The sequence below is a fragment of the Sulfitobacter sp. W002 genome (assembly GCF_025142135.1).
Classification (GTDB): Bacteria; Pseudomonadota; Alphaproteobacteria; order Rhodobacterales; family Rhodobacteraceae; genus Sulfitobacter; species Sulfitobacter profundi.
Genome location: NZ_CP081126.1, coordinates 2,385,024 through 2,409,500 on the forward strand (window position 1 = coordinate 2,385,024; position 24,477 = coordinate 2,409,500).

Annotated in this window: 20 protein-coding genes; 9 read left to right on the plus strand and 11 right to left on the minus strand. The window is 62.9% G+C overall.

Translation table 11 applies throughout. The annotated features are described in order from the left end of the window. The first annotated feature begins 67 nt into the window (after positions 1-67). The 3 genes from K3758_RS11735 (at position 68) to K3758_RS11745 (ending at position 4,496) form a co-directional block, all read left to right on the plus strand. Positions 68-3,508: a pyruvate carboxylase gene (locus K3758_RS11735; protein WP_259945086.1), complete on the plus strand. Its 3,441-nt coding sequence runs from the start codon at positions 68-70 to the stop codon at positions 3,506-3,508. Positions 3,509-3,558: 50 nt separating this feature from the next. Beyond that, positions 3,559-3,933, plus strand: a complete 375-nt coding sequence (locus K3758_RS11740) for a VOC family protein (protein WP_259945089.1) — start codon at positions 3,559-3,561, stop codon at positions 3,931-3,933. A gap of 80 nt (positions 3,934-4,013) precedes the next feature. Then, the gene (locus K3758_RS11745) at positions 4,014-4,496 is read left to right on the plus strand and encodes a DUF2244 domain-containing protein (protein ID WP_259950077.1); all 483 of its coding nucleotides are present in this window, start codon (positions 4,014-4,016) and stop codon (positions 4,494-4,496) included. Between the two features lie 51 nt (positions 4,497-4,547). On the opposite strand, the gene K3758_RS11750 is transcribed toward K3758_RS11745, so the two are convergent. Further along, positions 4,548-5,006, minus strand: a complete 459-nt coding sequence (locus K3758_RS11750; protein WP_067622724.1) for a GatB/YqeY domain-containing protein — start codon at positions 5,004-5,006, stop codon at positions 4,548-4,550. A gap of 194 nt (positions 5,007-5,200) precedes the next feature. On the opposite strand from K3758_RS11750, the gene carA reads away from it, so the two are divergent. After that, on the plus strand, positions 5,201-6,361 hold the full coding sequence (gene carA, locus K3758_RS11755; RefSeq protein WP_067622721.1) for a glutamine-hydrolyzing carbamoyl-phosphate synthase small subunit: 1,161 nt from the start codon (positions 5,201-5,203) through the stop codon (positions 6,359-6,361). Between the two features lie 93 nt (positions 6,362-6,454). Beyond that, positions 6,455-8,401 (plus strand): glycosyltransferase family 2 protein, encoded by a 1,947-nt coding sequence (locus K3758_RS11760; protein WP_259945096.1) that lies wholly within the window; start codon positions 6,455-6,457, stop codon positions 8,399-8,401. Here K3758_RS11760 and K3758_RS11765 read toward each other — a convergent pair. Continuing rightward, positions 8,352-9,005, minus strand: coding sequence for a GntR family transcriptional regulator (locus K3758_RS11765; protein WP_067622715.1), 654 nt, complete (start codon positions 9,003-9,005; stop codon positions 8,352-8,354). The two genes, K3758_RS11760 and K3758_RS11765, sit on opposite strands and share 50 nt — an antisense overlap. Positions 9,006-9,106: 101 nt before the next feature. Here K3758_RS11765 and K3758_RS11770 point away from each other — a divergent pair, with 101 nt between their 5' ends. After that, the gene (locus K3758_RS11770) at positions 9,107-9,754 is read left to right on the plus strand and encodes a pyrimidine 5'-nucleotidase (RefSeq protein WP_259950078.1); all 648 of its coding nucleotides are present in this window, start codon (positions 9,107-9,109) and stop codon (positions 9,752-9,754) included. Next, on the plus strand, positions 9,754-10,953 hold the full coding sequence (locus tag K3758_RS11775) for a UbiH/UbiF family hydroxylase (protein WP_259945100.1): 1,200 nt from the start codon (positions 9,754-9,756) through the stop codon (positions 10,951-10,953). Before K3758_RS11770 ends, K3758_RS11775 begins: the two co-directional genes overlap by 1 nt. Positions 10,954-10,971: 18 nt before the next feature. Here the strand turns inward: K3758_RS11775 and K3758_RS11780 are convergent, their stop codons facing one another. The 3 genes from K3758_RS11780 to K3758_RS11790 all read right to left on the minus strand — a co-directional run bounded on the left by K3758_RS11780 (position 10,972) and on the right by K3758_RS11790 (position 13,066). Then, on the minus strand, positions 10,972-12,096 hold the full coding sequence (locus tag K3758_RS11780; protein WP_259945102.1) for an aminotransferase class V-fold PLP-dependent enzyme: 1,125 nt from the start codon (positions 12,094-12,096) through the stop codon (positions 10,972-10,974). Positions 12,097-12,158: 62 nt separating this feature from the next. Continuing rightward, positions 12,159-12,614: an Lrp/AsnC family transcriptional regulator gene (locus K3758_RS11785; RefSeq protein WP_259945104.1), complete on the minus strand. Its 456-nt coding sequence runs from the start codon at positions 12,612-12,614 to the stop codon at positions 12,159-12,161. Continuing rightward, positions 12,611-13,066 carry an Lrp/AsnC family transcriptional regulator gene (locus tag K3758_RS11790; RefSeq protein ID WP_259945107.1) on the minus strand — a complete coding sequence of 152 codons (456 nt, stop codon included), beginning with the start codon at positions 13,064-13,066 and terminating at the stop codon, positions 12,611-12,613. Before K3758_RS11790 ends, K3758_RS11785 begins: the two co-directional genes overlap by 4 nt. 134 nt (positions 13,067-13,200) lie before the next feature. On the opposite strand from K3758_RS11790, the gene ilvC reads away from it, so the two are divergent. After that, positions 13,201-14,223: a ketol-acid reductoisomerase gene (gene ilvC / locus K3758_RS11795; RefSeq protein ID WP_067622701.1), complete on the plus strand. Its 1,023-nt coding sequence runs from the start codon at positions 13,201-13,203 to the stop codon at positions 14,221-14,223. Between the two features lie 76 nt (positions 14,224-14,299). After that, a complete protein-coding gene (locus K3758_RS11800; protein WP_259945112.1) occupies positions 14,300-15,220 on the plus strand; it encodes a DMT family transporter in 921 nt (306 codons plus the stop codon). Positions 15,221-15,226: 6 nt separating this feature from the next. Here the strand turns inward: K3758_RS11800 and glmM are convergent, their stop codons facing one another. The 6 genes from glmM to glyS form a co-directional block, all read right to left on the minus strand. Next, positions 15,227-16,573, minus strand: coding sequence for a phosphoglucosamine mutase (glmM, locus tag K3758_RS11805; RefSeq protein ID WP_259945115.1), 1,347 nt, complete (start codon positions 16,571-16,573; stop codon positions 15,227-15,229). Then, complete coding sequence (gene folP, locus K3758_RS11810) at positions 16,570-17,583, minus strand: dihydropteroate synthase (protein WP_259945118.1); 1,014 nt, start codon at positions 17,581-17,583, stop codon at positions 16,570-16,572. The genes glmM and folP overlap by 4 nt, the downstream gene beginning before the upstream one ends. Further along, positions 17,583-18,509 carry a dihydroneopterin aldolase gene (locus K3758_RS11815; protein WP_259945121.1) on the minus strand — a complete coding sequence of 309 codons (927 nt, stop codon included), beginning with the start codon at positions 18,507-18,509 and terminating at the stop codon, positions 17,583-17,585. Before K3758_RS11815 ends, folP begins: the two co-directional genes overlap by 1 nt. A 106-nt stretch (positions 18,510-18,615) precedes the next feature. Next, positions 18,616-19,257 carry a cell wall hydrolase gene (locus K3758_RS11820; protein ID WP_209217890.1) on the minus strand — a complete coding sequence of 214 codons (642 nt, stop codon included), beginning with the start codon at positions 19,255-19,257 and terminating at the stop codon, positions 18,616-18,618. A gap of 129 nt (positions 19,258-19,386) precedes the next feature. Next, a complete protein-coding gene (locus K3758_RS11825) occupies positions 19,387-21,924 on the minus strand; it encodes a pyruvate, phosphate dikinase (RefSeq protein ID WP_259945125.1) in 2,538 nt (845 codons plus the stop codon). A 74-nt stretch (positions 21,925-21,998) separates the two neighbouring features. After that, on the minus strand, positions 21,999-24,425 hold the full coding sequence (gene glyS / locus K3758_RS11830; protein WP_259945127.1) for a glycine--tRNA ligase subunit beta: 2,427 nt from the start codon (positions 24,423-24,425) through the stop codon (positions 21,999-22,001). Positions 24,426-24,477: the final 52 nt, after the last annotated feature.

Sequence of the window (24,477 nt, forward strand, 5' to 3'; positions counted from 1 at the left end):
ACAGCCCTCTTGCGCTGCACCGCAGCATCCCTAAGCTGCCTTCAAAACCAGCAGGGGAGACCAGCCAGTGACCGATTTCAAAAAGATCCTGATCGCCAACCGCGGTGAAATCGCAATCCGCATCATGCGCGCCGCCAATGAGATGGGCAAGAAAACGGTCGCGGTCTACGCCGAAGAAGACAAACTTGGGCTGCATCGGTTCAAAGCGGATGAGGCCTACCGCATTGGCGAGGGCCTCGGCCCCGTCGCCGCCTACCTCAGCATCGACGAGATGATCCGCGTGGCCAAGGCCGCCGGCGCTGACGCGATTCACCCCGGCTACGGTCTGCTTTCAGAGAACCCCGAGTTCGTCGATGCCTGCGAGCAGAACGGCATCACCTTCATCGGCCCCCGCGCCGAAACCATGCGCGCTTTGGGCGACAAAGCCTCCGCCCGCCGCGTCGCCATGGAAGCCGGCGTGCCGGTCATTCCTGCGACCGAAGTGCTGGGTGACGACATGGAGGCAATCCGCGCCGAGGCAAAGGAAGTCGGCTATCCGCTGATGCTCAAAGCCTCATGGGGCGGCGGCGGTCGTGGCATGCGCCCGATCATGTCGGAAAAGGAACTCGAAGAAAAAGTCCGCGAAGGCCGCCGCGAGGCCGAAGCCGCCTTTGGCAATGGCGAGGGCTACCTCGAGAAAATGATCCTGCGCGCGCGCCATGTCGAAGTGCAGATTCTTGGCGACAAACAGGGGGATATCTACCACCTCTATGAGCGCGACTGCTCTGTCCAGCGTCGCAACCAAAAGGTGGTCGAGCGCGCCCCGGCGCCATACCTTTCCGAAGACCAACGCGCCGAGATCTGCGAGCTTGGCCGCAAAATCTGTGCCCATGTGAACTATGAATGCGCCGGCACCGTCGAATTCCTGATGGATATGGACGACGGCAAATTCTATTTCATCGAAGTGAACCCCCGCGTGCAGGTCGAACATACCGTCACCGAAGAGGTCACAGGCATCGACATTGTCCGCGCGCAAATCCTTATCGCCGAGGGCAAACCACTGGCCGAAGCCACCGGCAAGGCGCGTCAGGAAGACATCTCTCTCACCGGTCACGCGCTGCAGACCCGCGTCACGACTGAGGACCCGCAGAACAACTTCATCCCCGACTATGGCCGCATCACCGCCTACCGTTCGGCCACCGGCATGGGCATCCGTCTGGATGGCGGCACCGCCTATGCGGGCGGGGTGATCACGCGCTACTACGACAGTCTGCTGACCAAGGTCACGGCCAAGGCGCCCACGCCCGAGATGGCGATTGCGCGGATGGACCGCGCCTTGCGCGAATTCCGCGTGCGCGGCGTGTCGACCAACATCGCCTTCGTCGAAAACCTGCTGAAGCACCCGACGTTTTTGAACAACGAATACACCACCAAGTTCATCGACGAGACGCCGGAGCTTTTCAACTTTAAGCAGCGCCGCGACCGCGCCACCAAGGTGCTGACCTATATCGCCGACATCACCGTCAACGGTCATCCCGAGACCAAGGGCCACGCCCTGCCTGCGGCCCATGTTCGCGATCCCAAACCGCCCGTGCTGCGTGGCGAGCCGCAGATGGGCACACGCAACCTGTTGGAGCAAAAAGGCCCGCAGGCCGTGGCCGATTGGATGGGGCAACAACGTCAGTTGCTGATCACCGACACCACCATGCGCGATGCGCATCAGTCGCTGCTGGCCACGCGGATGCGCAGCATTGATATGATCAAGGTGGCCCCGGCTTATGCCGCCAATCTGCCGCAACTTTTCTCTGTCGAATGCTGGGGCGGCGCGACCTTTGATGTGGCCTACCGCTTTTTGCAGGAATGCCCGTGGCAGCGCCTGCGCGATCTGCGCGCGGCCCTGCCCAATGTGATGACCCAGATGCTGCTGCGCGCCTCCAACGGCGTGGGCTATACCAACTACCCCGACAACGTTGTGCAGAAATTCGTGGCCACGGCGGCGAACACCGGCGTCGATGTCTTCCGTGTTTTCGACAGCCTGAACTGGGTTGAGAACATGCGCGTGGCGATGGATGCAGTGGTCTCCTCCGGCAAGGTCTGCGAAGGCACGATCTGCTACACCGGCGACATTTTCGATCCGGACCGCGCGAAATACGACCTTCAGTATTACGTCAACATGGGCAAGGATTTGAAAGCCGCCGGCGCGCATGTGCTGGGGCTGAAAGACATGGCCGGATTGCTGAAACCCGCCCAAGCCCGCGCATTGGTCAAAGCACTGAAATCCGAGGTTGGTCTGCCGATCCACTTCCACACCCATGACACCGCAGGCAGCGCCACCGCCACGATCCTCGCGGCCTCTGAGGCGGGGGTAGACGCTGTCGATTGCGCGATGGATGCGCTTTCAGGCAATACCTCGCAGGCCACGCTCGGCACTGTGGTCTCGGCTCTGCAACACACAGACCGCGACACCGGGATCGACATGAAGGCCGTGCGCGAAATCTCTGATTACTGGGAAGAAGTCCGCGGTCACTACGCGGCATTCGAAACCGGCATGCAGGCGCCCTCCTCCGAGGTCTATTTGCATGAGATGCCCGGCGGTCAGTTCACCAACCTCAAGGCGCAGGCCGCCTCCATGGGGTTGGAGGACCGCTGGCCCGAGGTGGCGCGGACCTATGCGGATGTGAACCAGATGTTCGGCGATATCGTCAAAGTCACGCCCTCGTCCAAGGTCGTGGGCGACATGGCGTTGATGATGGTTTCCCAAGGGTTGACCCGCGCGCAGGTCGAAGACCCGAACGTCGATGTGTCCTTCCCCGACAGCGTGATCGACATGATGCGCGGCAATCTGGGCCAGCCGCCCAACGGTTTTCCAGCAGGCATCGTCAAGAAAGTGCTGAAAGGTGAGACACCGAACACCGAACGCCCCGGCAAACATCTGGAGCCCGTCGATCTTGAGGCCCTGCGCAAGGAACTGTCCGAGCAATTGGACGGCATGCAGCTCGATGATGAAGACCTCTGCGGCTACCTTATGTATCCCAAGGTGTTCCTCGACTACATGGGCCGCCACCGCGTCTATGGTCCGGTCCGCACCCTGCCCACGCATACGTTCTTCTATGGCATGGAGCCGGGGGCGGAGATCTCGGCCGAGATCGACCCCGGTAAGACGTTGGAGATACGCCTGCAGGCCGAATCCGAGGCCGGTGAGGATGGCGAAGTGAAGGTCTTCTTTGAGTTGAACGGCCAGCCGCGGGTGATCCGTGTGGCGAACCGTCTGGTCAAGGACGCCACCGTGCAGCGGCCCAAGGCCGAGGCCGGCAACGCCAATCACATCGGTGCGCCGATGCCGGGGGTCGTGGCCTCGGTCGGGGTCAAGGAGGGGCAGCAGGTCAAGGCGGGCGACCTGATTTTGACCATCGAGGCGATGAAGATGGAGACCGGCCTGCATGCAGAGCGTGATGCGGTGGTAAAGGCCGTGCATGTTCAGGCAGGCGGCCAGATCGACGCCAAGGACCTGCTTGTCGAACTAGAGTAAACCACCTGCGGGCGCGGCCCTCCACCGCGCCCGCCACTTGGAGCGAAACGATGCATCTCTCTGCGATAACCTTGATCGTTCCTGACTATGACGCGGGAATCGATTTTTACTGTGGCGTGATGGGGTTCGACCTGACCGAAGACGTTGATCAGGGCCGCAAACGCTGGGTGCGCGTCACCCCGCCCGGCGCGCAGACGGGGTTCATTCTGGCCCGAGCCGATGACGACCAGCAAAAGGCCGCGATTGGCAAACAGGGCGCGGGGCGCGTTTGGCTGTTCTTGAAAGCAGATGATTTCACGGCGGAATTCGACCGTCTGACCGCCGCTGGCGTCACCTTCGAAGAAGAACCACGGCATGAGACCTATGGCAAAGTTGCCGTCTTCCGCGATCCTTTCGGCAACCGCTGGGATCTGCTGGGCGACTGACCGCCATCCGCGTCCCCGCGCCGCATTGCCATCGCCCGCCGCGCCGCTATCTTGGCGGTCGAGTGAGCCTGAGCGATCCCATGCCCTACGAATGGACAACCCCGCCCCGCGCCAATCCGCAGCAGATGCGCCTTTGGCCGCATCAATCCCTGCCCGCGCGCGGCTTTGCGGCTTTCATGCTGGCGACTTTCACGCTGGCGATGATCCCGCTTTTCGCCATGCTCGGCACCGCCCTGCTCTGGGGCCTGCTGCCCTTCGTGCTCTTGGCCCTGGGCGCGGTTTACTGGGCCTTGCAGCACAATCATCGCGCCCGGCAAATCGAAGAGGTACTGACCCTCGACGACACCACGGCGCGTCTGGTGCATACCACCGCCAAGGGCGAGGTGAAGGATTGGAACTGCAACCGCTATTGGACGCAAGTGAAGAAATACGACGATGACGGCCCGGTGCCGCATTACGTCACCCTGCGCGGCGAGGGCCGCGAGGTAGAGATCGGGGCCTTCCTCAGCGAAGAGGAGCGCATCGCGCTTTACGATGATCTGTCACGTCACCTGCACACCTAAAAAGGGCCGGACCCAACGGCCCAGCCCTTCATCTCAAACCCTGATCGCGGCTCAGCTCAGGCGGTCTTTGATGACCGGCCCCACCGCGCCGAAATCCATCTGGCCAGTATAGCGCTCTTTCAGCAGCCCCATGACCTTGCCCATGTCGCGGATCGAGGTCGCGCCGACGTCGGCCACGGCCTTATCCACGGCGGCAGAGGTTTCGGTGACGCTCAACTGCCGTGGCAGGAACTCTTCGATCACCTCGACTTCTTCACGCTCACGCTCCGCAAGGTCCAGACGCCCGCCCTCTTCATAGGCGCGCGCCGATTCCTGACGCTGCTTGGCCATCTTGCTGAGAATGCCCAGCACTTCTGCATCCGACACGCCCTCATCCGTGCCGTTGGCCCGGGCGGCGATGTCCTTATCCTTGATCGCGGCATTGATAAGCCGCAGCGTCGAAAGCCGGTCCGCCGCCTTGTCTTTCATGGCCTGTTTCAAAGCATCCGAGATGCGCATCCGCAATGACATGGTGGTTTCCTGTGTTTCGCTAAATCCAAGTGTCGCAGCTTACCTGCTCTCTCCGCGCGGAGCAATGGGGGGCGACGGAAGGTAACCCACTGTTATAAAACGATATCTCATTTCTCTCCGGCTATTGACCCCGCGCCCGCGCGGGATTAGGTTGCCACCCGTTTACCCGCCCATTTCTGCCCGGAGACTGCCCCATGTCCGCGCCCGCTCGCCCACGCCCAACCGCCTGCCTTGCCCTTGCGGATGGATCGATTTTCTACGGCATGGGGTTTGGCGCCACCGGCCAGACCGTGGCGGAGTTGTGCTTCAACACCGCGATGACCGGCTACCAAGAGATCATGACCGACCCTTCCTATGCGGGCCAGATCGTGACATTCACCTTCCCGCATATCGGCAATGTCGGCACCAACCCCGAAGATGACGAGACCGGCGATCCGGTCGCCGCCGGGATGGTCGTCAAATGGATGCCCACTACGCCCAGCAGCTGGCGCAACATCCAGCCGCTGTCGGATTGGCTCGCTGCACGTGGCCGCATCGCCATCGGTGGTATTGACACCCGCCGCCTAACCCGCGCGATCCGCCAGCAGGGCGCGCCGCACGCCGCCCTCGCCCATGACCCGGACGGCAACTTTGACATCGAAGCGCTGGTCGCCGCCGCCCGCAGTTTTGCCGGTCTCGAAGGCATGGATCTGGCCAAGGATGTCACCTGCGCCCAGACTTACCGTTGGAACGAGATGCGGTGGGCATGGCCCGACGGCTACGCGCCCCAGACCGAGGCCAAACACAAGGTCGTGGCCGTGGACTACGGCGCAAAACGCAACATCCTGCGCTGCCTCGCCTCTGCGGGCTGCGACGTGACCGTGTTGCCCGCCACCGCGACCTATGACGATATCATGGCGCATAAGCCGGACGGCGTGTTCCTCTCCAACGGTCCGGGCGATCCGGCAGCGACCGGCGCCTATGCCGTGCCGATGATCCGCGACGTGCTGGATAAAACCGATCTGCCGGTCTTTGGCATCTGCCTTGGTCACCAGATGCTGGCGTTGGCGCTTGGTGCGACCACGGTCAAGATGAGCCACGGCCACCACGGGGCGAACCACCCGGTCAAAGACTATGACACCGGCAAGGTCGAGATTACCTCGATGAACCACGGTTTCGCAGTCGATGGCCAATCCCTGCCCGAAGGCGTGCGCGAGACGCATGTGTCGCTCTTTGACGGGTCGAACTGCGGTATCCGCGTCGATGGCCGCCCGGTTTGGTCAGTGCAGCACCACCCGGAAGCCAGCCCCGGCCCGCAGGACAGCTACTACCTGTTTGAGCGTTTCAGCGAAGCCATGGCCGCGCGAAACGCCTAAAATTTTCCACATGCATTGATTGCATTGGCGGCTGTTAATTCTCAATTAACGGTCGCCTGCCAGTCTCATTCCGGAACCTCGACGGGGCACGGAATGAGCAACCTTCGCCTTAAACTCTCAGCGCCGCGTATGGCCGCCGCGCCCGCCCGCCGGATGCGGTTGGGTCAGCATCTGATTGCAGCGGGGGTCATCGGGCCAAACGATCTGCTCCACGGGCTCGAGCTACAGCGCCGGATCGACGCCCCCTTGGGCGAGGTCCTTGCGACCGAAAGGCTGGTCGCGCCTGATGACATCGTCAGGGCGCTCGCCCGGCAGTACGGTGCACAGCCAGTCGATCTTACGCGCAGCCCCTCCGATCCGCGCCTCTCTGCTCGGATACCCGCGCGCCTCTGTCTGAAATTTGGCGCGGTGCCTTGGCTGGAACTGGGGGACCGGCTTTTCGTGGCCAGCAGTCGTCCCGCCGAATTTTCACAGCTTTGCAGTGCCTTGGGTGAAAGGGGGGAGTCCTTGGTGCTGGTCATCGCCGACCCCCAGCAGGTGCAGACCCAGATCGGCCGTCTTTACGCGACAGAGCTCGCGCATCATGCCGTCACCCGTGTGGCGGACGCCGAAAGCTGTCGAAACTGGGGGGTGCGCAGCCAAAAACGGCGGTTTGCGTTGCAAGGCATTCTGCTGTCCCTTGTCGCCCTGCTGGTATTCTTTCCCTCGGCAGTCCTCGCCGTGGCGCTTCTCTGGGGGGCCGTTACGCTGCTTTTGACCAGTGGCCTCAAGGCGGCGGCCCTATGGGCGTCTCTCATCCGGCCCGCCCCACCGCGGGCACCGCCAGAAGCCAGTGATATGAAGGGGTTCCGCCTGCCCCGCGTCTCTGTTCTCGTGCCGTTGCTGCATGAGGAAGAGATCGCGCAGGCGCTTATCGCGCGGCTGTCTTGGCTGACCTACCCCAAGTCATTGCTGGAGGTAGTCTTGGTCCTCGAAGCAAGCGACAGTCTCACCCGAAAGACCATCGCCCGCACGCCTTTACCGCCGTGGATCAGCGTGATCGAAGTGCCCGACGCCGGGGCGCTCAAAACCAAGCCCCGCGCGCTGAACTACGCGCTCGACTTCTGCCGGGGCAGTATCATCGGCGTGTGGGACGCCGAGGATGCGCCAGAGCCGGACCAGATCGAACAGATCGTAACCCGTTTTCAAAACGCGCCCGAGAATGTCGCTTGTTTGCAGGGGGTTCTGGATTTTTACAACAGCCGCAGCAATTGGATGGCCCGCTGTTTCGCCATCGAATATGCGACTTGGTGGCGGGTGATCCTACCCGGTGTGGCCCGACTGGGGCTGGTTGTCCCTTTGGGTGGAACAACCCTGTTTTTTCGGCGCGATATCCTTGAACGGCTCGGCGCTTGGGACGCTCATAACGTGACAGAGGATGCCGATCTGGGTCTTCGACTGGCGCGGCGCGGTTATGTGACCGAACTAATACCCACCACCACTTTCGAGGAGGCCAACTGCCGACCTTGGCCTTGGGTGCGGCAACGATCGCGGTGGCTGAAGGGCTATCTTATCACATGGGCCGTCCATATGCAGAGGCCGCGCGCCCTGCTGCAAGACCTCGGGCTGCGGCGGTTCATCGGCGTACAGGCGATCTTTATTGCGACGGTCTCGCAATTCGCCCTCGCCCCGCTGCTCTGGTCGCTCTGGCTAAGCTTCTTTGGGCTGTACCACCCGGTCACTGATTGGCTTGCCCCACCGCTCATGACGGCGATTTTTGCGCTGTTCATCCTGTCCGAACTGCTGAACCTCTGCGCCTCTGTAATCGCGGTCTCAAACCGCGGGCAGCGCCACCTGCTGCCTTGGGTTATCACCTTCCCGCTCTATTTTACCTTGGGGGCCGTAGCCGCTGCCAAGGCACTTTATGAGCTCTATCGCAGCCCCCACTTTTGGGACAAAACCGCCCATGGGCATACATTGCCCCACTACGTAAGGCCGCAGAAGAAGACGCCTAAAAATCTTCCTCGCGCCGGGCCGCTTCCTGCTTCAATCGGGTCATGAAGGCGACAGAAATATGCGTGCGCAGCGCCTCATCCGCGCCATCCTCATCGCGCGCTTCGATCATTTCCACGATGCGGTTATGTTCGGCCTGCGCGATCTCCCCACGCCCCTCCACCGCAAGCGAAGAGGTCGCCATCAAGGCCATGGAGCGGTGCACAAGGTCAAGCTGTTGCACCAGATAGCGGTTGTGCGACGCCAGATGGATCTGCTTGTGAAACCGCTTATTCGCCCGCGCCAGCGCATTGGGATTGCCCGCCAGCGCGTTGTCGGCATCCACCATCTCGCGAAGCACGCGCACTTCCTCAGCCGTGGCATGGCGCGCGGCCAGACGCGCGGCCAGCCCTTCCAACTCCCCCCGCACGACGTAAAGCTCGGCCATCTGGTTGTGATCCAGCGAAGCCACTATCAGGCTGCGCCCATCGCGCATCAGCAGCGATTGGGTCTCAAGCCGTTGTAAAGCCTCACGGATCGGGGTGCGAGACACGCCGAAACGCTCGGCCAGTTCGCTTTCTACCAGCCGGTCACCGGGGCGATAGGTGCCGATGTCGATGGCCTCTAGAATCATCGAATAGGCGTCGGTCGGGCCAGTTTTGGCGTCGGGCATGAGCTATCAGTCCTTGAAAGTTGCGCCACCTTACTCACCGCGACCATATTCGCAACCCGGGAGGGCTTGCGCGGCTGCCCGTCTCGGCCTACCTCTGCGCCATGCCGCGCGATGCTTTCTCTCATGTCACCACTTGGGTCTTTGACCTTGATCAGACGCTCTACCCGCCCGAGGCGCGGCTTTTCGATCTGATCGAAGCGCGTATGGTCGATTGGGTGATGCGCGCCATCAAGGTCGACCGGGCCGAGGCCAACCACCTGCGCCAGCACTATTGGCAGACCTATGGCACCACGCTGGCGGGGCTGATGCGCGAACATGGCGTCGATCCCGGCCCCTACCTCACGGATGTGCATGACATCCCGATGGACCGGCTGACCCCCGACCCATTGCTGGCCCAAGCGATCCGCGTTCTGCCGGGACGGCGCATCGTCTATACCAACGGCTGCGCTCCCTACGCCGAGCGGGTGCTTGAGGCACGCGGCCTCTCAGGGCTATTCGATGCGGTCTACGGCGTCGAACACGCTGATTTCCTGCCAAAACCCGAAGCCGCAGCCTATGATAAGGTCTTTGCCATCGACGGTTTCCAAATCGCAGCCGCCGCGATGTTCGAGGATGATCCACGCAACCTTGCGGCCCCGCACGCCTTGGGGATGCGTACGGTGCATGTGGCGCCCACACGTGGCGAAGGCGATCACATCCACTACCATACGCAAGACCTCTGCGATTTTCTGACACGCGTGGCGGGCTGATGACCTTTGATTGCGATATTCTGATTTCCGGTGGCGGGATCGCCGGGTTGACTGCCGCGGCCGCTTTTGGCGCGGCGGGTTTCCATGTGATCTGCGTCGACCCCACACCGCCCGTCACCGACGGCGCGGCCGAGGGCGCCGACATGCGCTCCACCGCGCTGCTGCAACCGGCGCGCTTGCTGCTGGAAGACGCCGGCCTCTGGGACCGCCTCGCCCCCCATGCCGCCCCTTTGCAGATCATGCGGATCGTCGATGCGGGCGGCGAAGACTCGAGCCCCCGCGTTACCCGCGAGTTCGATGCCGCCGATATCTCAGACGCGCCCTTCGGCTGGAACTTCCCCAACTGGCTGCTGCGCCGCGAGATTCTGGCCCGCCTGAACGCGCTGCCCAACGTCGATTTTCGCCCCGGCACCGGCACCACCACGCTCTTCACCCGCAGCTCCGAGGCCCGCGTCGGTCTCAGCGACGGCAGCCGCATCAAAACGCGACTGGTGATCGCCGCCGATGGGCGCAACAGCCCGATGCGCGACGCCGCCGGGATCGAGGTCACCACCCGCCGCTATGGCCAAAAGGCGCTGGCCTTTTGCGTGACACACCCCATCCCGCATGAGAATGTTTCGACCGAAGTGCACCGCTCCGGCGGCCCCTTCACCCTCGTCCCCCTGCCCGACCGCGACGGCATGCCCTGTTCCGCCGTGGTTTGGATGGACGATGGCCCCGCGACCCAAGCCCGCGCCACATTAGATACCGCCGCCTTTGAGGCCGAGGCGACGGCGCGCTCGGCCAACCTCTTCGGGCCACTCACCCTCGCCAGCCCCCGCGCGCTTTGGCCGATCATCAGCCAAGAAGCCAAGCGCCTCTCCGCCGAACGGGTGGCATTGGTGGCTGAGGCGGCACATGTGCTGCCCCCCATCGGCGCGCAGGGGCTGAACATGTCGCTAACCGATCTGGCGACGTTGTTGGATCTGGCCCGCAAATCGCCTGAAAAGCTCGGCGATGCGGATATGCTAGAGGCCTACCACAAGGCCCGCCACGCAGACATCAGCCTGCGCGTCCGGGGCATTGACCTGCTGAACCGGGCTAGCCAAGCCAGCAGCCCACTGGCCCGCGATGCACGGGCGGCAGCGCTTAATGCGCTCTACGCCCTGCCCCAAGTGCGCAAGATGCTGATGCAAATGGGGCTGGGCCTGCGCCGCTAACTCACGGCGCAGCCTGTCTTACAAAACCTCGTCGAGCACAGCCGTCAACCGCGCCACGGTCGCGTCAACGTCATAAAGCTTATCCAACCCGAACAGCCCCAGACGGAAGGTGCGGAAATCATCCGGCTCTCCCACCTGCAACGGCACCCCGGCAGCAATCTGCATGCCATGAGCGGCAAAAGCCTTGCCGTTCTGCACATCGGGCTCGGCGGTGTAGCCAACCACCACGCCCGGCGCGGCAAACCCGTCAGCCGCTACCGAAGTCACCCCCCGTGCGGCCAGCACCTGCCGCACCGCTTCCCCCAAACGCCACTGCGCTTCTTTCAACCGGTCAAACCCATAATCACGGGTCTCGTTCACCGTATCACGGAACAGCCGCAGCGCATCCGTCGGCATGGTCGCGTGATAGGCATGCCCCCCCGCCTCATAGGCTTTCATGATGTCGCGCCACTTGCGCAGGTCGATGGCGAAACTGTCCGATGTGGTCTCACTCAACCGCGCTTCTGCCCGCGCGGACATCATCACCAGCCCAGCGGAAGGCGACGCGCTCCACCCTTTCTGCGGGGCCGAGATCAACACATCGACCCCAAGCGCCTTCATATCCACCCAGACACAGCCCGAGGCGATGCAATCAAGCACCATCAGCGCACCCACTTCATGCGCCGCCGCAGCCATTTCTTTGATGTAGTCATCCGGCAGGATCATGCCCGAGCTAGTCTCCACATGCGGTGCAAACACGACCTGCGGTTTCCCGTCGCGAATAGCTGCGGTGACCTCTTCAATCGGCGCGGGCGCAAAGGGCGCGGGGCTGGCGTTGCCCTGCATCCGCGCCTTCATCACCTCGGCACTCTTGGTAAGATCGGCGCTCTCAATGATCTGGCTCCAACGGTAGGAAAACCACCCGTTGCGTACCACCAACACGTCTTGGCCGCGCGCGAATTGTCGGGCCACGGCCTCCATCGCATAGGTACCGCCGCCGGGCACCAGCGCCACAGCGTCGGCGTTGTACACTTCGCCCAGCCAGCCCGAGAGGTCGCGCATGACCTGCTGAAATTCCGCTGACATGTGGTTGAGCGAACGGTCGGTAAAGACCACGCTGAATTCATCAAGCCCCGTGGGGTCTACCGTGTCGAGCAATGCCATCGTTCTTCCTCCATCTTTCGATCAAAGGCATATGTCCCGCCGCCACAAAAGGCAATTCACGGCTAAAGCGGCCCCGGCAGACGCTCCTCGCTCAAAAGCACATTGGCCTCCACCTCCCCCGCGCCGGGCAGCGTCATGATCCGCCGCCTCAGCACACGCTCGAAATCAGGCAGGTCCCGCGCCACGACCCTTAACCGATAGTCGAACAGCCCCAATACATGCTCCACCGTCTGCACCTCGGGAATCGCACTCACCGCCCGCTCAAAATCCTCCAAACTCACCCGGCCCCGCGTGGCCAGCTTGATGCCCAGAAAAACGGTCACACCAAATCCCAAAGCCTCGGCATTCAACCGCAACCGTCTCCCCGAAATCGCGCCGCCCTCTTCCAAACGCCTGATGCGCCGCCATGTCGCAGGCTGCGACAGACCCAACCGCCGCCCCAATGCACTAGCACTCTGCGTGGCATCCCGTGCCAATGCGCGCAGCAGCGACCGGTCAATCTCATCAAGCTCAATCACAACGGCAGCCCCTCTTGCGTCTTAATCCGCGCCACGTGCATCAGCGCCTCAATCTCGGCGATATGCGGCAGGGTCAGGATACGGCTACGGTAGATTTGCTGATAATGTGCCATGTCCCGCGCAATAATCGACAGCCGCAGATCGACCCGCCCCAAAAACGTCTGAAGCTCGATCACCTCAGGCACCTGCCGCGCCTCTGCCATAAAGATGTCGAAGGCATTGGCCTGCGTCTTGTCCAGCGTCACCCGCAAAGACACCTCCAACGCATATCCAAGGGCTGCCCAATCAATCACCACACCACTGCCCTGCACGATCCCTTGATCCTGCAACCGCGCAATCCGCCGCGCCGCCTTGCCAGAGGTGATACTACACCGCTCCGCCAACTCGCCGGGGCTGAGGCTCGGCTCCGCCTGCCAATAGCGCAAAATACGGCGATCCAGATCATCAAGCATAAATTTTCCGTTTTTCAGCGGTACGACGAATAACTATCTTCATTCTTTCACAAATACCTTTCCGATGACAATGGCCACGAGACGCAACATCGCTATGGTGAACCCCAGATAGAGATCAACCAAAGGATAAGATCATGCGCGTTTACTACGACCGCGATTGCGACGTGAACCTCATCAAGGACAAGAAAGTAGCGATCCTCGGCTACGGTTCCCAAGGCCACGCCCACGCGCTGAACCTGCGCGATTCGGGTGCCAAGAACCTCGTCGTCGCCCTGCGCGAAGGCTCTGCCTCCGCCGCCAAGGCCGAAGGCGAAGGCCTCAAGGTCATGGGCATCGCCGAAGCAGCCGCTTGGGCCGACCTGATCATGTTCACCATGCCCGATGAGCTTCAGGCCGAGACCTACAAGAAATACGTGCATGACAACATCCGTGAGGGTGCCGCCATTGCATTCGCTCACGGCCTGAACGTCCACTTCGGCCTGATCGAGCCCAAAGAAGGCGTCGACGTCATCATGATGGCGCCCAAGGGCCCCGGCCACACCGTACGCGGCGAATACACCAAAGGCGGCGGCGTTCCCTGCCTCGTGGCTGTCGACAAAGATGCATCCGGCAAGGCGCTGGAAATCGGTCTGTCCTATTGCTCCGCCATCGGTGGCGGCCGTTCGGGCATCATTGAGACCAACTTCCGTGAAGAATGCGAAACCGACCTCTTCGGCGAGCAGGCCGTGCTCTGCGGTGGCTTGGTCGAACTGATCCGCATGGGCTTTGAGACACTGGTCGAGGCGGGCTACGCCCCTGAGATGGCCTATTTCGAGTGCCTGCACGAAGTGAAGCTGATCGTCGACCTGATCTATGAAGGCGGCATCGCCAACATGAACTACTCGATCTCGAACACGGCGGAATACGGCGAATATGTCTCAGGCCCGCGCATCCTGCCCTATGACGAGACCAAGAAGCGCATGAAAGACGTGCTGACGGACATCCAGAACGGCAAGTTCGTGCGTGACTTCATGCAGGAAAACGCAGTCGGCCAGCCTTCGTTCAAAGCCACACGTCGCATCAACGACGAGCACCGCATCGAACAGGTCGGCGCGAAACTGCGTGAGATGATGCCGTGGATTTCCGCAGGCAAGATGGTGGACAAGGCCAAGAACTGAGCCATCTCCCCCTCAAGATAAGACGACATCGACCCCGGCCTTGCGCCGGGGTCTTTGCCTTTACGCCGGAGCCCCGATGAACACCACGCCTCAGATTACCCGCACCAGCTGGCTGCTGATCGCCATTCTGGGCTTTGTCTGGGGCGGCACCTTTCTGGCCATCGAAATTGCGCTGACGGGCATTACGCCCTTTTGGCTCGCCGCCTCTCGGATCGGGTTTGCGTCGGTGGTGATGCTGGCGCTATGGGCCGGGCGCGGTTTCGCGCTATTCGCCGACCGCCCGACGCGGGGCGTGATCGCGACACTGACCACCATCGGCATTATCAGCTCAGCCGTGCCGTTTTCGCTGCTGGCGTGGGGGCAGCAATATGTGACCTCTGGCTTTGCCGGCGTGACCATGGCCTCGGTCGCGCTGATCGTCCTGCCCTTGGCGCATTTCCTACTGCCGGGAGAGCGTATGACCCCGCGCAAGGTTGGCGGTTTTGTCATTGGCTTTATCGGCGTGGTGGTTCTAATCGGCGGGCAGGCATTTGAAAGCACCGGTGCCGCGATGGAGACTGCAGGGCGTATCGCCTGCGTCGGCGCGGCATCGTGCTATGCCATCAGCTCGATCCTCATGCGCCGCTTGCCGTCGGTAGACCCGATCGGGCTGGCCACGATCCTTATGCTGATCGGTGCAGGCATCATGTTGCCTGCCGCTTTTATCAGCGAAGGCCCGCCGCCCCTGCCCGGCCCCAAGATCGTGGCCGTCTTGGCCTTTCTCGGGCTGATTCCCACCGCAGGCGCGGCCTTTTTGCGGGTTTATGTGGTGCGCACCGCCGGGCCGGTCTTTATGTCCTTGGTCAATTACCAAGTGCCGGTCTGGTCGGTCCTCTTGGGGGCGCTGGTTCTGTCAGAGCCGCTGCCGATGTCGCTGCTCTATGCGATGGCGCTGATCCTTGCGGGGGTCGGGCTCAGCCAATACGGCGCGCTGAAACGGCTGTTCCAGCGCGGATAGGACAGCCTAGCCGACCACCGCCGCATTCACCGCGTCAACCACGCTGTCCACGGCACGTTCCATCAGTGCCGCGTCTTCATGTTCGGCCATCACACGGACCAGCGGCTCGGTGCCCGATTTGCGGATCAACAACCGCCCGCCTTGCGCCAGATCGGCCTCGGCCTGCGCGATGGCGGCTTTGACCTGCGCCTCTTCCAACGGGGTTTGCCCGGCAGAGAACCGGACGTTTTTCAGCAGTTGCGGCACCGGGTCGAATTGGTACAGCAGCTCCGAGGCAGGTTTGCCCGAGCGGACCATCTCAGCCAGAAACTGCATCCCGGCCATAAGTCCGTCGCCCGTGGTCGCGTGGTCGGTCATCACGATATGACCCGACTGCTCCCCGCCGAGGTTGAACCCCCCTTCGCGCATCCGTTCCACCACATAGCGGTCGCCCACGCTCGTGCGTTCCAACCGCAGACCGCGGTCGTCGAGGAAACGCTCCAGCCCAAGGTTGCTCATCACCGTGGCCACAAGCGCCTTCCCCGCAAGCCGCTCTTCTTCGGCCCAACGGGCGGCCATCAGCGCCATGAACTGGTCGCCGTCCCCGATACGGCCATTCTGATCGATCAAGATCACCCGGTCTGCATCGCCATCAAGGCAGATGCCCACATCGGCGCCATTCGCCACCACGGCCTCTGCCGCGGATTGCGGCTGGGTCGAACCACAGCCATCGTTGATGTTGAACCCATTGGGGGCCACGCCCACGGGGATCACCGTCGCACCCAATTCCCACAGCGCCATGGGCGCCACGTGGTAGGCCGCGCCATGGGCGCAATCGATCACCACTTTCAGCCCATCAAGACGCATCTGCCGCGGGAAAGAGGATTTGACCCGTTCGATATAGCGATAGCGGCTGTCGTCGATCCGCTTGGCCCGGCCGATCTGATCCGGCTCCGAAGGCGCGACCCCTTCCGCGACCAGCGCTTCGATTTCCTGTTCGACCTGATCGGAGAGTTTGAAGCCATCCGGGCCAAAGAATTTGATACCATTGTCGCTGGCCGGATTGTGACTGGCCGAGATCATGACCCCCAGATCGGCGCGCATCGACCGTGTCAGAAGCCCGACCGCAGGCGTTGGCACCGGCCCGAGCAACAGGACGTTCATTCCCGTGCTGGTGAGGCCCGCCGTCAGCGCGTTTTCGAACATATAGCCCGACAGCCGCGTGTCCTTGCCGATGACCACGCGGTGCACGGTGTCTTTCTCACGCCGGAAATAGCGCCCCACGGCGGCACCGATGCGCAGCGCCATTTCGGCGGTCATGGGGTGAATATTGGCGGTGCCGCGCACGCCATCAGTACCAAAGAGTTTTGTCATAGCTGTTTTCCTGTCAGTGCCGCGCGGTAAAGTGAAATGGATTGGATGGTTTGCGCCACATCGTGGACCCGCAAGACTTGGACACCGTGGCTCAGCGCCGCCAGGGCGACCGCGATGGACCCCGGTGCGCGATCTCCCCCAGCTGCGCCGCCGCCTATGGTGCCGATGAACCGCTTGCGCGATGCGCCCAACAAGATCGGCACGCCGAGGCTGTGGAACAGGCTGAGATTTGCAAGCAGCGTGAGGTTGTGCTCAAGCGTCTTGCCAAAGCCGATGCCGGGATCGGCGATGATGTTGTGCCGCGCGATGCCCTCGGCCTCCAACGCGGTGATCCGCCCGGCCAGATAGTCATAGACGTCGAGCAGGACGTTTTCATACTGCGGGTCACGTTGCATCGTGGCCGGGTCGCCTTGGGCATGCATCACGCAGACCGGCAGGTTCCGCGCCGCGCAAAAGGGCGCGAGCGCCGGGTCAAAGGTGAGCCCGGCCACGTCATTGACCAAATCTGCCCCCGCCGCGACCGCGGCTTCGGCCACGGCGGCCTTGCGGGTGTCGATGCTGATCGCTCCGGGTCCAGCAGCGCGCAGCCCTTCGATTACGGGACGAACGCGCGCGATCTCTTCGTCCTCAGGCACCGTTTCGGCCCCCGGACGGGTCGATTCGCCGCCGATATCCAGCATGTCGACCCCCGCCGCCCGCATTGCCGCCCCCGCAGCGACCGCGATCTGCGGATCGGCATGGCGACCGCCATCTGAGAAACTGTCGGGCGTGGCATTGAGAATCCCCATCACGCGGGGGCGGTCGAAAGTCAGCCCTGCGATGGCCGGGCGCGGCGCGGTCAACGCCGCCCGCGCCGCGGGGGGGAGCGCGTCTGCCGTGATCACATGCGGCGCCTGCCCCCGCGCCAATACCTCAACATGGGTAAACCAGCCCCAGCCGCCCGCAAGGGTCAGCGCGCCTTCGGGCCGCGCGGGACCAATCTGAACCAAGGGGCGGTGATAATCTGTCATCAGGCAATCTCCGCACTGTCGACATCGAGCACCCGCACCGGCAGCGCCGCGCCCTCGGGCCGGTCTGCGCCGATCAGCACCAACTCGCTGGCGGCAGAGGTCTCTGCGAACCACGCAGCCAAGGCCGGTGCCGCGCTTGGCGGGGCGGCAGGGCCGTCCACCGCATCGAGCACGATACGCGCAGGGGCCCAGATGCTGATCTGGCCGTTTTTCATGGCCCAGTCCAACTCTGTCCGGCTGCCAACCACCGCGCCGCGCGGATCGCGGGCCGAGAGCATCCAAGCGTTCTGTTCGATCGCCAAGAGGTCAATGTGGCGCTGCGCTTTCTCATCCTCGGCCTGCGGCACGGCAATGTCCGAGGGGCCAACGCAGAGGATCACCGGCTCCGACGCCGCTTCCAATTGATCCAGCCATCCCGGCAAACGCGTCGAGGCAATCGCCGCATTAGAGAGATAGACCACCCGCGGCTGCGGGGCCTCTTGGGCCGCATCCTGCGCTGCCGCCTCCTCCCGCGCCCGCACGATCTCAACCCCAAGCGCACCGGGGCCACGGTCAAGCTTTTCGATCCGCACGAAAACCCGCATCGCCTGTGGTTCGATCAAGATACGGTCCGCCACCCGTTCGGCCAGCGTTTCCAAAAGGTTGAGCCGTTCAGCGGCGAGCTCGGCCGCGATGGCCTCGGTCACGCGGTCATAGGACAGGATGCGGTCCACGTCGTCATCGACCACGCCCGTCAGGGGGGCCACCTCGACCACCACGTTGAAACAGACCCGTTGCGTCACGTCACGCTCGGCCTGAAAGGCGCCGATCTCTACGTCAACGATATGATCGCGCAGGGAAATGCGGTCGCGCGGCTCAGGGCCGGCCATCGTCTTTGCCCGCTCGGAAGGGTGGGCAAAGGCAAGTCGAATTTCGTCGTCGGACATCGGCAGCGCCTATCGGATCAGGGTAATGGCCCCACCGGGGGCGCTTCGATGCACATTTAGCAGGCCCACCGGCGGCAGGCCAGCACCCGAAGGCACATCCCGCCCCTCAGTTCGAGGCGGTCTTCCATGTGTGGCGATAGAAGAGGTGCTGCCCGATCCGCGCGGTCTTGGTATAGACCCGCGCCCAATTGGGGTTCACGGCAGTGGTGTGATAGTGGGTCGCCCCATTGGTCAGCTTCGGCGCGCTGCCGTCGATGATCGCACGCGCGACTTTCGAGACACGGGCAAAGGCACGCGGCTCGTTGATGACCTCTTTGTGGCCGTCGCAGGTGTAGGTGAACTGGCACTGATACTTGCGCCCCGTCCCTTGATTGATCACGCCACAGAGCGTGCCGGGGAAGCGGGCGGATTTCACGCGGTTCATGATCACTTCGGCGACGGCGAACTGGCCTTTGACCGTCTCACCGCGCGCCTCGAAGTAGAGCGCTTCGGCAAGACACTGCAATTCGGCGTTGCCTTCGGCCTTGGGCTGGCTGTCGATCCAGGCCGTGGAGAATTTCACATCTGTCGCGCTGGCCGACACGGGCTGTGCGACCATCTCCTGAAGCCGCGCCGCACCGGCGGACTTCAGACCTTGAATTTCAATCTGCGCAAGATCGCTCGCACTTTCAGAGCTGGCCTGAACCGCCAGCGGGCTGCTGCACAGCGCCATGGAAAGAGCAAAAGAGATCGACCGGATAAAACGCATTATGCGCCTCGCATCATTGTTAGGGCTGCGGGGCGGATAGCCAAAAGGTTCCCGGCGGTAAACCCAACCAGACGTTATGTGCAGAAACTCGCCGAATTATGGTATAAGTTGGGCTGGAGCCCGCCGCCCCTACCCGATCTTGTGGGCAATGGCGAGTTGGGCGGCGGCCAGACGTGCAACTGGCACGCGAAATGGCGAACAGGAAACATAATCGAACCCCGATTCGCGGCAAAAGGCGATGGATTCGGGGTTGCCGCCATGCTCCCCGCAGATGGAAAGCGTGATTCCGGGCTGCGCCTTGCGCCCTCTTTCCGCCCCGAGTTGCAGCAATTCGCCGACCCCATCGGTGTCGAGCACATGGAAGGGATCCTCTGGATAGACCCCCTGCTGGACGTAGTTCGACATGAAGCGGCCCGCGTCGTCGCGCGAGAGGCCGTAGGTCATCTGCGTCAGGTCGTTGGTCCCGAAGCTGAGGAAGGCGCAGTGCGGCGCGATATCATCGGCGCGCAGACAGGCGCGCGGGGTCTCCACCATGACGCCAAGGCGGTAGGTAAAGCTCGCGTCGCGTTCACTGCGCACAGCGGCGGCCACGGCATCGACGCTGGCTTTCACCAGTTCCACCTCGCGCCGGGCGCTGACCAGCGGGATCATGATCTCGGGCACCACCGGCTCGCCATCGCGGCTGGCCTCAATAGTAGCCTCGAAAATAGCGCGGGCCTGCATCTCATAGATCTCGGGCACCGTGACCCCGAGCCGCACGCCGCGCAGGCCCAGCATCGGGTTATACTCTGTCATCGCCGCCACGCGGCGGGTCACATCGGACATCTGAAGGCCAAGCGCCTCGGCCAATTCGCGCTGCCCGGCTTTGTCGGAGGGCAGGAATTCATGCAACGGCGGGTCGAACAGGCGGATGCAGACCGGCTGGCCCTGCATGATACGGAAAAGCTGGGTAAAATCCTCGCGCTGCATGGGCAGCAGGCGTTCCAGCACCGCGCGGCGGTCCTCCCCGCTTTCGGCAAAGATCATCTCGCGCATCACGGTCAGGCGACCGGGCTCGAAAAACATATGCTCGGTCCGGCACAGCCCGATGCCATGGGCATTGAAGTTGCGCGCGGTCTGGGCATCGGTCGGCGTGTCGGCATTGGCGCGGATGCCGATGTCGGCCACATCCTCGGCCCAGCCCATCAGCCGGTTAAAGGTATCGTCGAGCGCGGCCTCCTGCATCTTGGCCACCCCCGCCAGCACCTGCCCGGTGGAGCCATCGACGGTAACTTGATCGCCTTCGACAAAGACCCGCCCGTCGGGGGCGATGATCTGCCGTTGGGTCACCACAAAGCGCATGTTCGAGGCACCGACCACGCAAGGCAGCCCCATGCCGCGCCCGATCACCGCCGCATGGCTGGTGATGCCGCCGCGTTCGGTCAGCACGGCGGCGGCGGCATGCATGCCGCGAATATCCTCGGGCGACGTCTCACGCCGGACGAGGATGCAAGGCTCCCCCCGTGCAGCACTTGCCTGCGCGTCGCTGGCGGAAAAGACGATCCGCCCCGTGGCCGCGCCGGGGCTGGCTGCGATGCCGCGCCCGATCACGTCACGCTTAGCGCTTGGGTCGACTTGGCGGTGCAGCAGTTCCGACAGCGTGCGCGGCTGCACCCGCATGAGCGCTTCCTCGCGGCTGATGATCCCCTCATCGGCCAGCGCCACGGCGATGCGCACGGCAGCCCGAGAGGAACGCGCAACTTTCACACCGTCCAAGATATGCAGCTTGCCCTGATCGATCACAAACTCGACCTGCATCTCGGCCCGCAGCCTCTTGCGCATCAGTGCCGCGTGATCCTTCAACTCGGCAAAGGCTTCGGGCACCAATTCTTCAAGCGATGGCCCGCGCGGATCCCGGGTGAGATACATCGCCGCCGCATCGCCTTCGAGCGCGTCGCGCCCTTGGCTCTGGCTCAGATACCGCCCGGTGATCTGCGGCAGGCCGGTGTCACTGTCGACCAGTTGCAACACGCCCGAGCCGCATTGCCCCTGCCCCACGCCAAAGGCCATCTCTTGCACCACCAGCCCAAGCCCCGCATCCGCAGGCGCGCCCTTGGCCTGCCGCAGCAGCCGCGCCGAGGTGCCGTTCCACGCCCGCGCCATGGAGCGCAGCACGGCCGCCAGTTGCGTTGCCGGGTCTTGGGGAAAACGCTCTTCGGTCTCGGCCTCATAGGCGCGCAGGGATTCCATCAGCGCCGCGCGGCCATCGCCGTTCACATCGTCGAACATATCCGGGTCGAGACGGGCCACATTGACCGCGTAGGACTGCACGAAACGCGAATAAAGCGCCGCCGCTGGCCCTTCGCCAATGGTGCCCGCGTAGCTTTCGAAGAGCGCATCGTTGATCCCGATGTTAAGCACCGCCCCCGGCCCGCCCCAATCGGGGTCTTGGCTGGAGGGCCGTACGCAAAGCAGCGCACCCTTCGGGAACTGATCGACCACCGCCTGCACGTCGGGCATCTGCCCCCGCGCGATCTGCTGCACCGCGTCAAAGGACAGCGCAATGGTCCGCGGCACCGGCAAGTCGAGGCGCACGAGACGTTGCAGGCATTTGGCCCGCCCGCCGTGGGTGGTATTGGCAATCGGCGCGGTGGGGGTCACCAGCGTGGTATGGGGGTCGTTCTGCACTGCGGCACCTTAATCGTTCCGATGCAGCATAGGGGTTGAGGCAGAAGGGGCAAGGGATCTCGCCCCCTCTGGGGTCAGCCGTCCAGTTTGGTCAAGTCCGCCACGGCGCTACAGATCGTGCGGATGCGGCTCAGCAGATTAAGCCGGTTGCGCCGCACCGTGGGGTTCTCGGCGTTGACCTGCACCGCCTCAAAGAAGGCGTCGATCGGCCCGCGCAATTCGGCCATGGCCGCCATCGCAGTCGAGAAATCCTGCGCCGCCATCGCCGGGGTGATCTTGGCCTCGGCCTTGTCGAGCGCGGCGAAAAGGTCTTTCTCGGCCTCCGTCTCGGCAAACTTCGGATCGGCGCCAAAGGAGTATTCCACGCCATCGGCCTCTTCGGCTTGGCTGAGGATGTTGTTGGCGCGTTTGAAGCCCTGGATCAGGTTCTCGCCATCGTCGGTTATTAGCGTCTCTGACAGGGCGCGGGCGCGTTTGACCAGCAGGGTGAGATCGTCGCTGCCGTCCATGGCGATGCAGGCGTCGATGACGTCGTGGCGGATGCCTTGGTCGCGCAGGTAGACTTTGAGGCGGTCGTGGATGAAGGAGAGGAGGTCAGCAGCCAGCGAACTTAACTGCTCCTTTAAGACACCGAATACCTGTAGTGATTTCTCACCAAAAAGGCTGTCTGCCCCCATTTTAGATGCATCAAACCTTCGGAACCATTCGATTAACGTCTCGTCGTCCTCGCCATTTTCCCAGATCAAGAACCGCACGCATTCCATAAGCGCTGCTACGGGCGCGATCATGCTCTCATCGTCAAAATATTCTGAGCATTGATCAATTGTCATTCGCACAGCGATCAAACTGTCAGCAACCTCCTCAGCCAACTCTGCACGCTCAAGTTTATCTTGTTCGTCAATGGCTTCGTCGGCGAGTTGATAGCCGATCGCATTGTGCACATCGTATCTATCAAGCCTAGATGCAGTCACTTGTACGAGACACGTTTCCAGAACGTCATAGAGAGCTATGCGGGCGTCGTTTTCGAGCAAAATCCGAATAACCCCCAAAGCCGCACGGCGCAGCGCGAAGGGATCCTTGCTCCCTGTAGGCTTCTCATCAATCGCCCAGAAGCCAGTCAGCTTGTCGACCTTCTCCGCCAACGCCACGGCAATCGAAACTGGCTCAGTCGGCACGTCATCGGACGGCCCCAGCGGCGCATAGTGATCCTTGGCCGCATCGGCCACGGCATCCGACAGCCCAGCCTTGCGCGCGTAGTAGCTGCCCATCAGGCCCTGCAATTCGGGGAATTCGTAGACCATCTCGGAACTCAGATCGGCCTTGGCCACCCGCGCGGCCTGCTCGGCCTCATCGGCGTCGGCGCCGACCAGCGGGGCAAGCTCACGCGAAAGGGTCGCCATCCGGTTGATCAACTCGGCCTGAGTGCCGAGCTTGTTATGGAAGGTCACGTTTTCCAGCGCCTTGACCCAAGTCTCCATGCCCGCGCCCGAGGTCACGGTGCGCAGGTCGTTGTCCCAGAAGAACTTGGCATCCGACAGCCGCGCGCCGAGCACTTTTTCGTTGCCTGCAAGGATTGTGGCGCCCTCGTCGGCAGTGGTGCGGTTGGCAACGGTAACGAAACGCTCGATCTGACCCGACTTCGGATTGCGGACCGAGAAGAACTTTTGATGCTCTTTCATCGAGGTTTGCAGCACTTCGGGCGGCAGGCCGAGAAAATCCTCGCCAATGCGGCCCATCAGCACGACGGGGTATTCAACCAGCCCGGCGACTTCGGCCAGAAGCCCTGGGTCTTCAACCACTTCCAACCCGGCGGCGAAGGCCATGTTGGTCGCGTCATGCCAGATCGTATCGGCCCGCGCGGCGGGGTCGAGCACGACGAAGGCGCGCGAGAGTTTGTCTTGATAATCCTCGAACCCCGAGACTTCGATCTCAGCCGGTGCAAGGAAACGGTGCCCGCGCGTGGTATTGCCAGCGGCGATGCCGTCGATGGTCAGCGGCACAACCTCGGCCCCGGCTTCATCGCTGATGACGCAAAGGATCGAATGCAGTGGGCGGACCCATTTGAGGCTCCCCGTGCCCCACCGCATCGCCTTCGGCCATGGGAAGTTGCGGATGGTCTGTTCCAGCACCTCGGCCACGATCTCAGCCGCAGGGCGGCCCGGCTTTTCGATCTTGGCAAAGAACACTTTGCCTTTGGGCGTGTCGCGTTCTTCCAGTTGATCACGGGTCAGACCGGCACCGCGTAAAAAACCTTCGATGGCTTTCTCGGGCGCGTCGGCTTTCGGGCCTTTGCGCTCTTCGACCTGTCGCGGGCTGGCGGCAAGCATATCGCCAAGCGCCAGCGTCAGACGGCGCGGTGTGGTGAAAACGGCGGCGGAACCATAGGTGAGGCCCGCTTCGACCAGACCGTTGGTCACCAGCTTTTGCAGGTCTTCACCAGCACGTTTCTGCATCCGCGCAGGGATTTCTTCGGAGAAAAGTTCAATCAGCAGATCTGGCACGGGCGGCCCCCAATTCTTGCCGCGATGGCGGCGTCTCATCGGGGGCTTGGAT

Excerpts from the sequence above, each read along its gene's own strand:
- K3758_RS11770 (WP_259950078.1), top strand. The coding sequence starts at position 9,107 with ATGCCGCGCGATGCTTTCTCTCATGTCACCACTTGGGTCTTTGACCTT.
- K3758_RS11765 (WP_067622715.1), bottom strand. The coding sequence starts at position 9,005 with ATGCCCGACGCCAAAACTGGCCCGACCGACGCCTATTCGATGATTCTA.
- K3758_RS11750 (WP_067622724.1), bottom strand. The coding sequence starts at position 5,006 with ATGTCATTGCGGATGCGCATCTCGGATGCTTTGAAACAGGCCATGAAA.
- ilvC (WP_067622701.1), top strand. The coding sequence starts at position 13,201 with ATGCGCGTTTACTACGACCGCGATTGCGACGTGAACCTCATCAAGGAC.
- folP (WP_259945118.1), bottom strand. The coding sequence starts at position 17,583 with ATGACAGATTATCACCGCCCCTTGGTTCAGATTGGTCCCGCGCGGCCC.
- K3758_RS11780 (WP_259945102.1), bottom strand. The coding sequence starts at position 12,096 with ATGGCATTGCTCGACACGGTAGACCCCACGGGGCTTGATGAATTCAGC.
- glmM (WP_259945115.1), bottom strand. The coding sequence starts at position 16,573 with ATGACAAAACTCTTTGGTACTGATGGCGTGCGCGGCACCGCCAATATT.
- K3758_RS11800 (WP_259945112.1), top strand. The coding sequence starts at position 14,300 with ATGAACACCACGCCTCAGATTACCCGCACCAGCTGGCTGCTGATCGCC.
- K3758_RS11820 (WP_209217890.1), bottom strand. The coding sequence starts at position 19,257 with ATGCGTTTTATCCGGTCGATCTCTTTTGCTCTTTCCATGGCGCTGTGC.
- K3758_RS11775 (WP_259945100.1), top strand. The coding sequence starts at position 9,754 with ATGACCTTTGATTGCGATATTCTGATTTCCGGTGGCGGGATCGCCGGG.
- K3758_RS11815 (WP_259945121.1), bottom strand. The coding sequence starts at position 18,509 with ATGTCCGACGACGAAATTCGACTTGCCTTTGCCCACCCTTCCGAGCGG.
- K3758_RS11760 (WP_259945096.1), top strand. The coding sequence starts at position 6,455 with ATGAGCAACCTTCGCCTTAAACTCTCAGCGCCGCGTATGGCCGCCGCG.
- K3758_RS11790 (WP_259945107.1), bottom strand. The coding sequence starts at position 13,066 with ATGCTTGATGATCTGGATCGCCGTATTTTGCGCTATTGGCAGGCGGAG.
- carA (WP_067622721.1), top strand. The coding sequence starts at position 5,201 with ATGTCCGCGCCCGCTCGCCCACGCCCAACCGCCTGCCTTGCCCTTGCG.
- K3758_RS11745 (WP_259950077.1), top strand. The coding sequence starts at position 4,014 with ATGCCCTACGAATGGACAACCCCGCCCCGCGCCAATCCGCAGCAGATG.
- K3758_RS11740 (WP_259945089.1), top strand. The coding sequence starts at position 3,559 with ATGCATCTCTCTGCGATAACCTTGATCGTTCCTGACTATGACGCGGGA.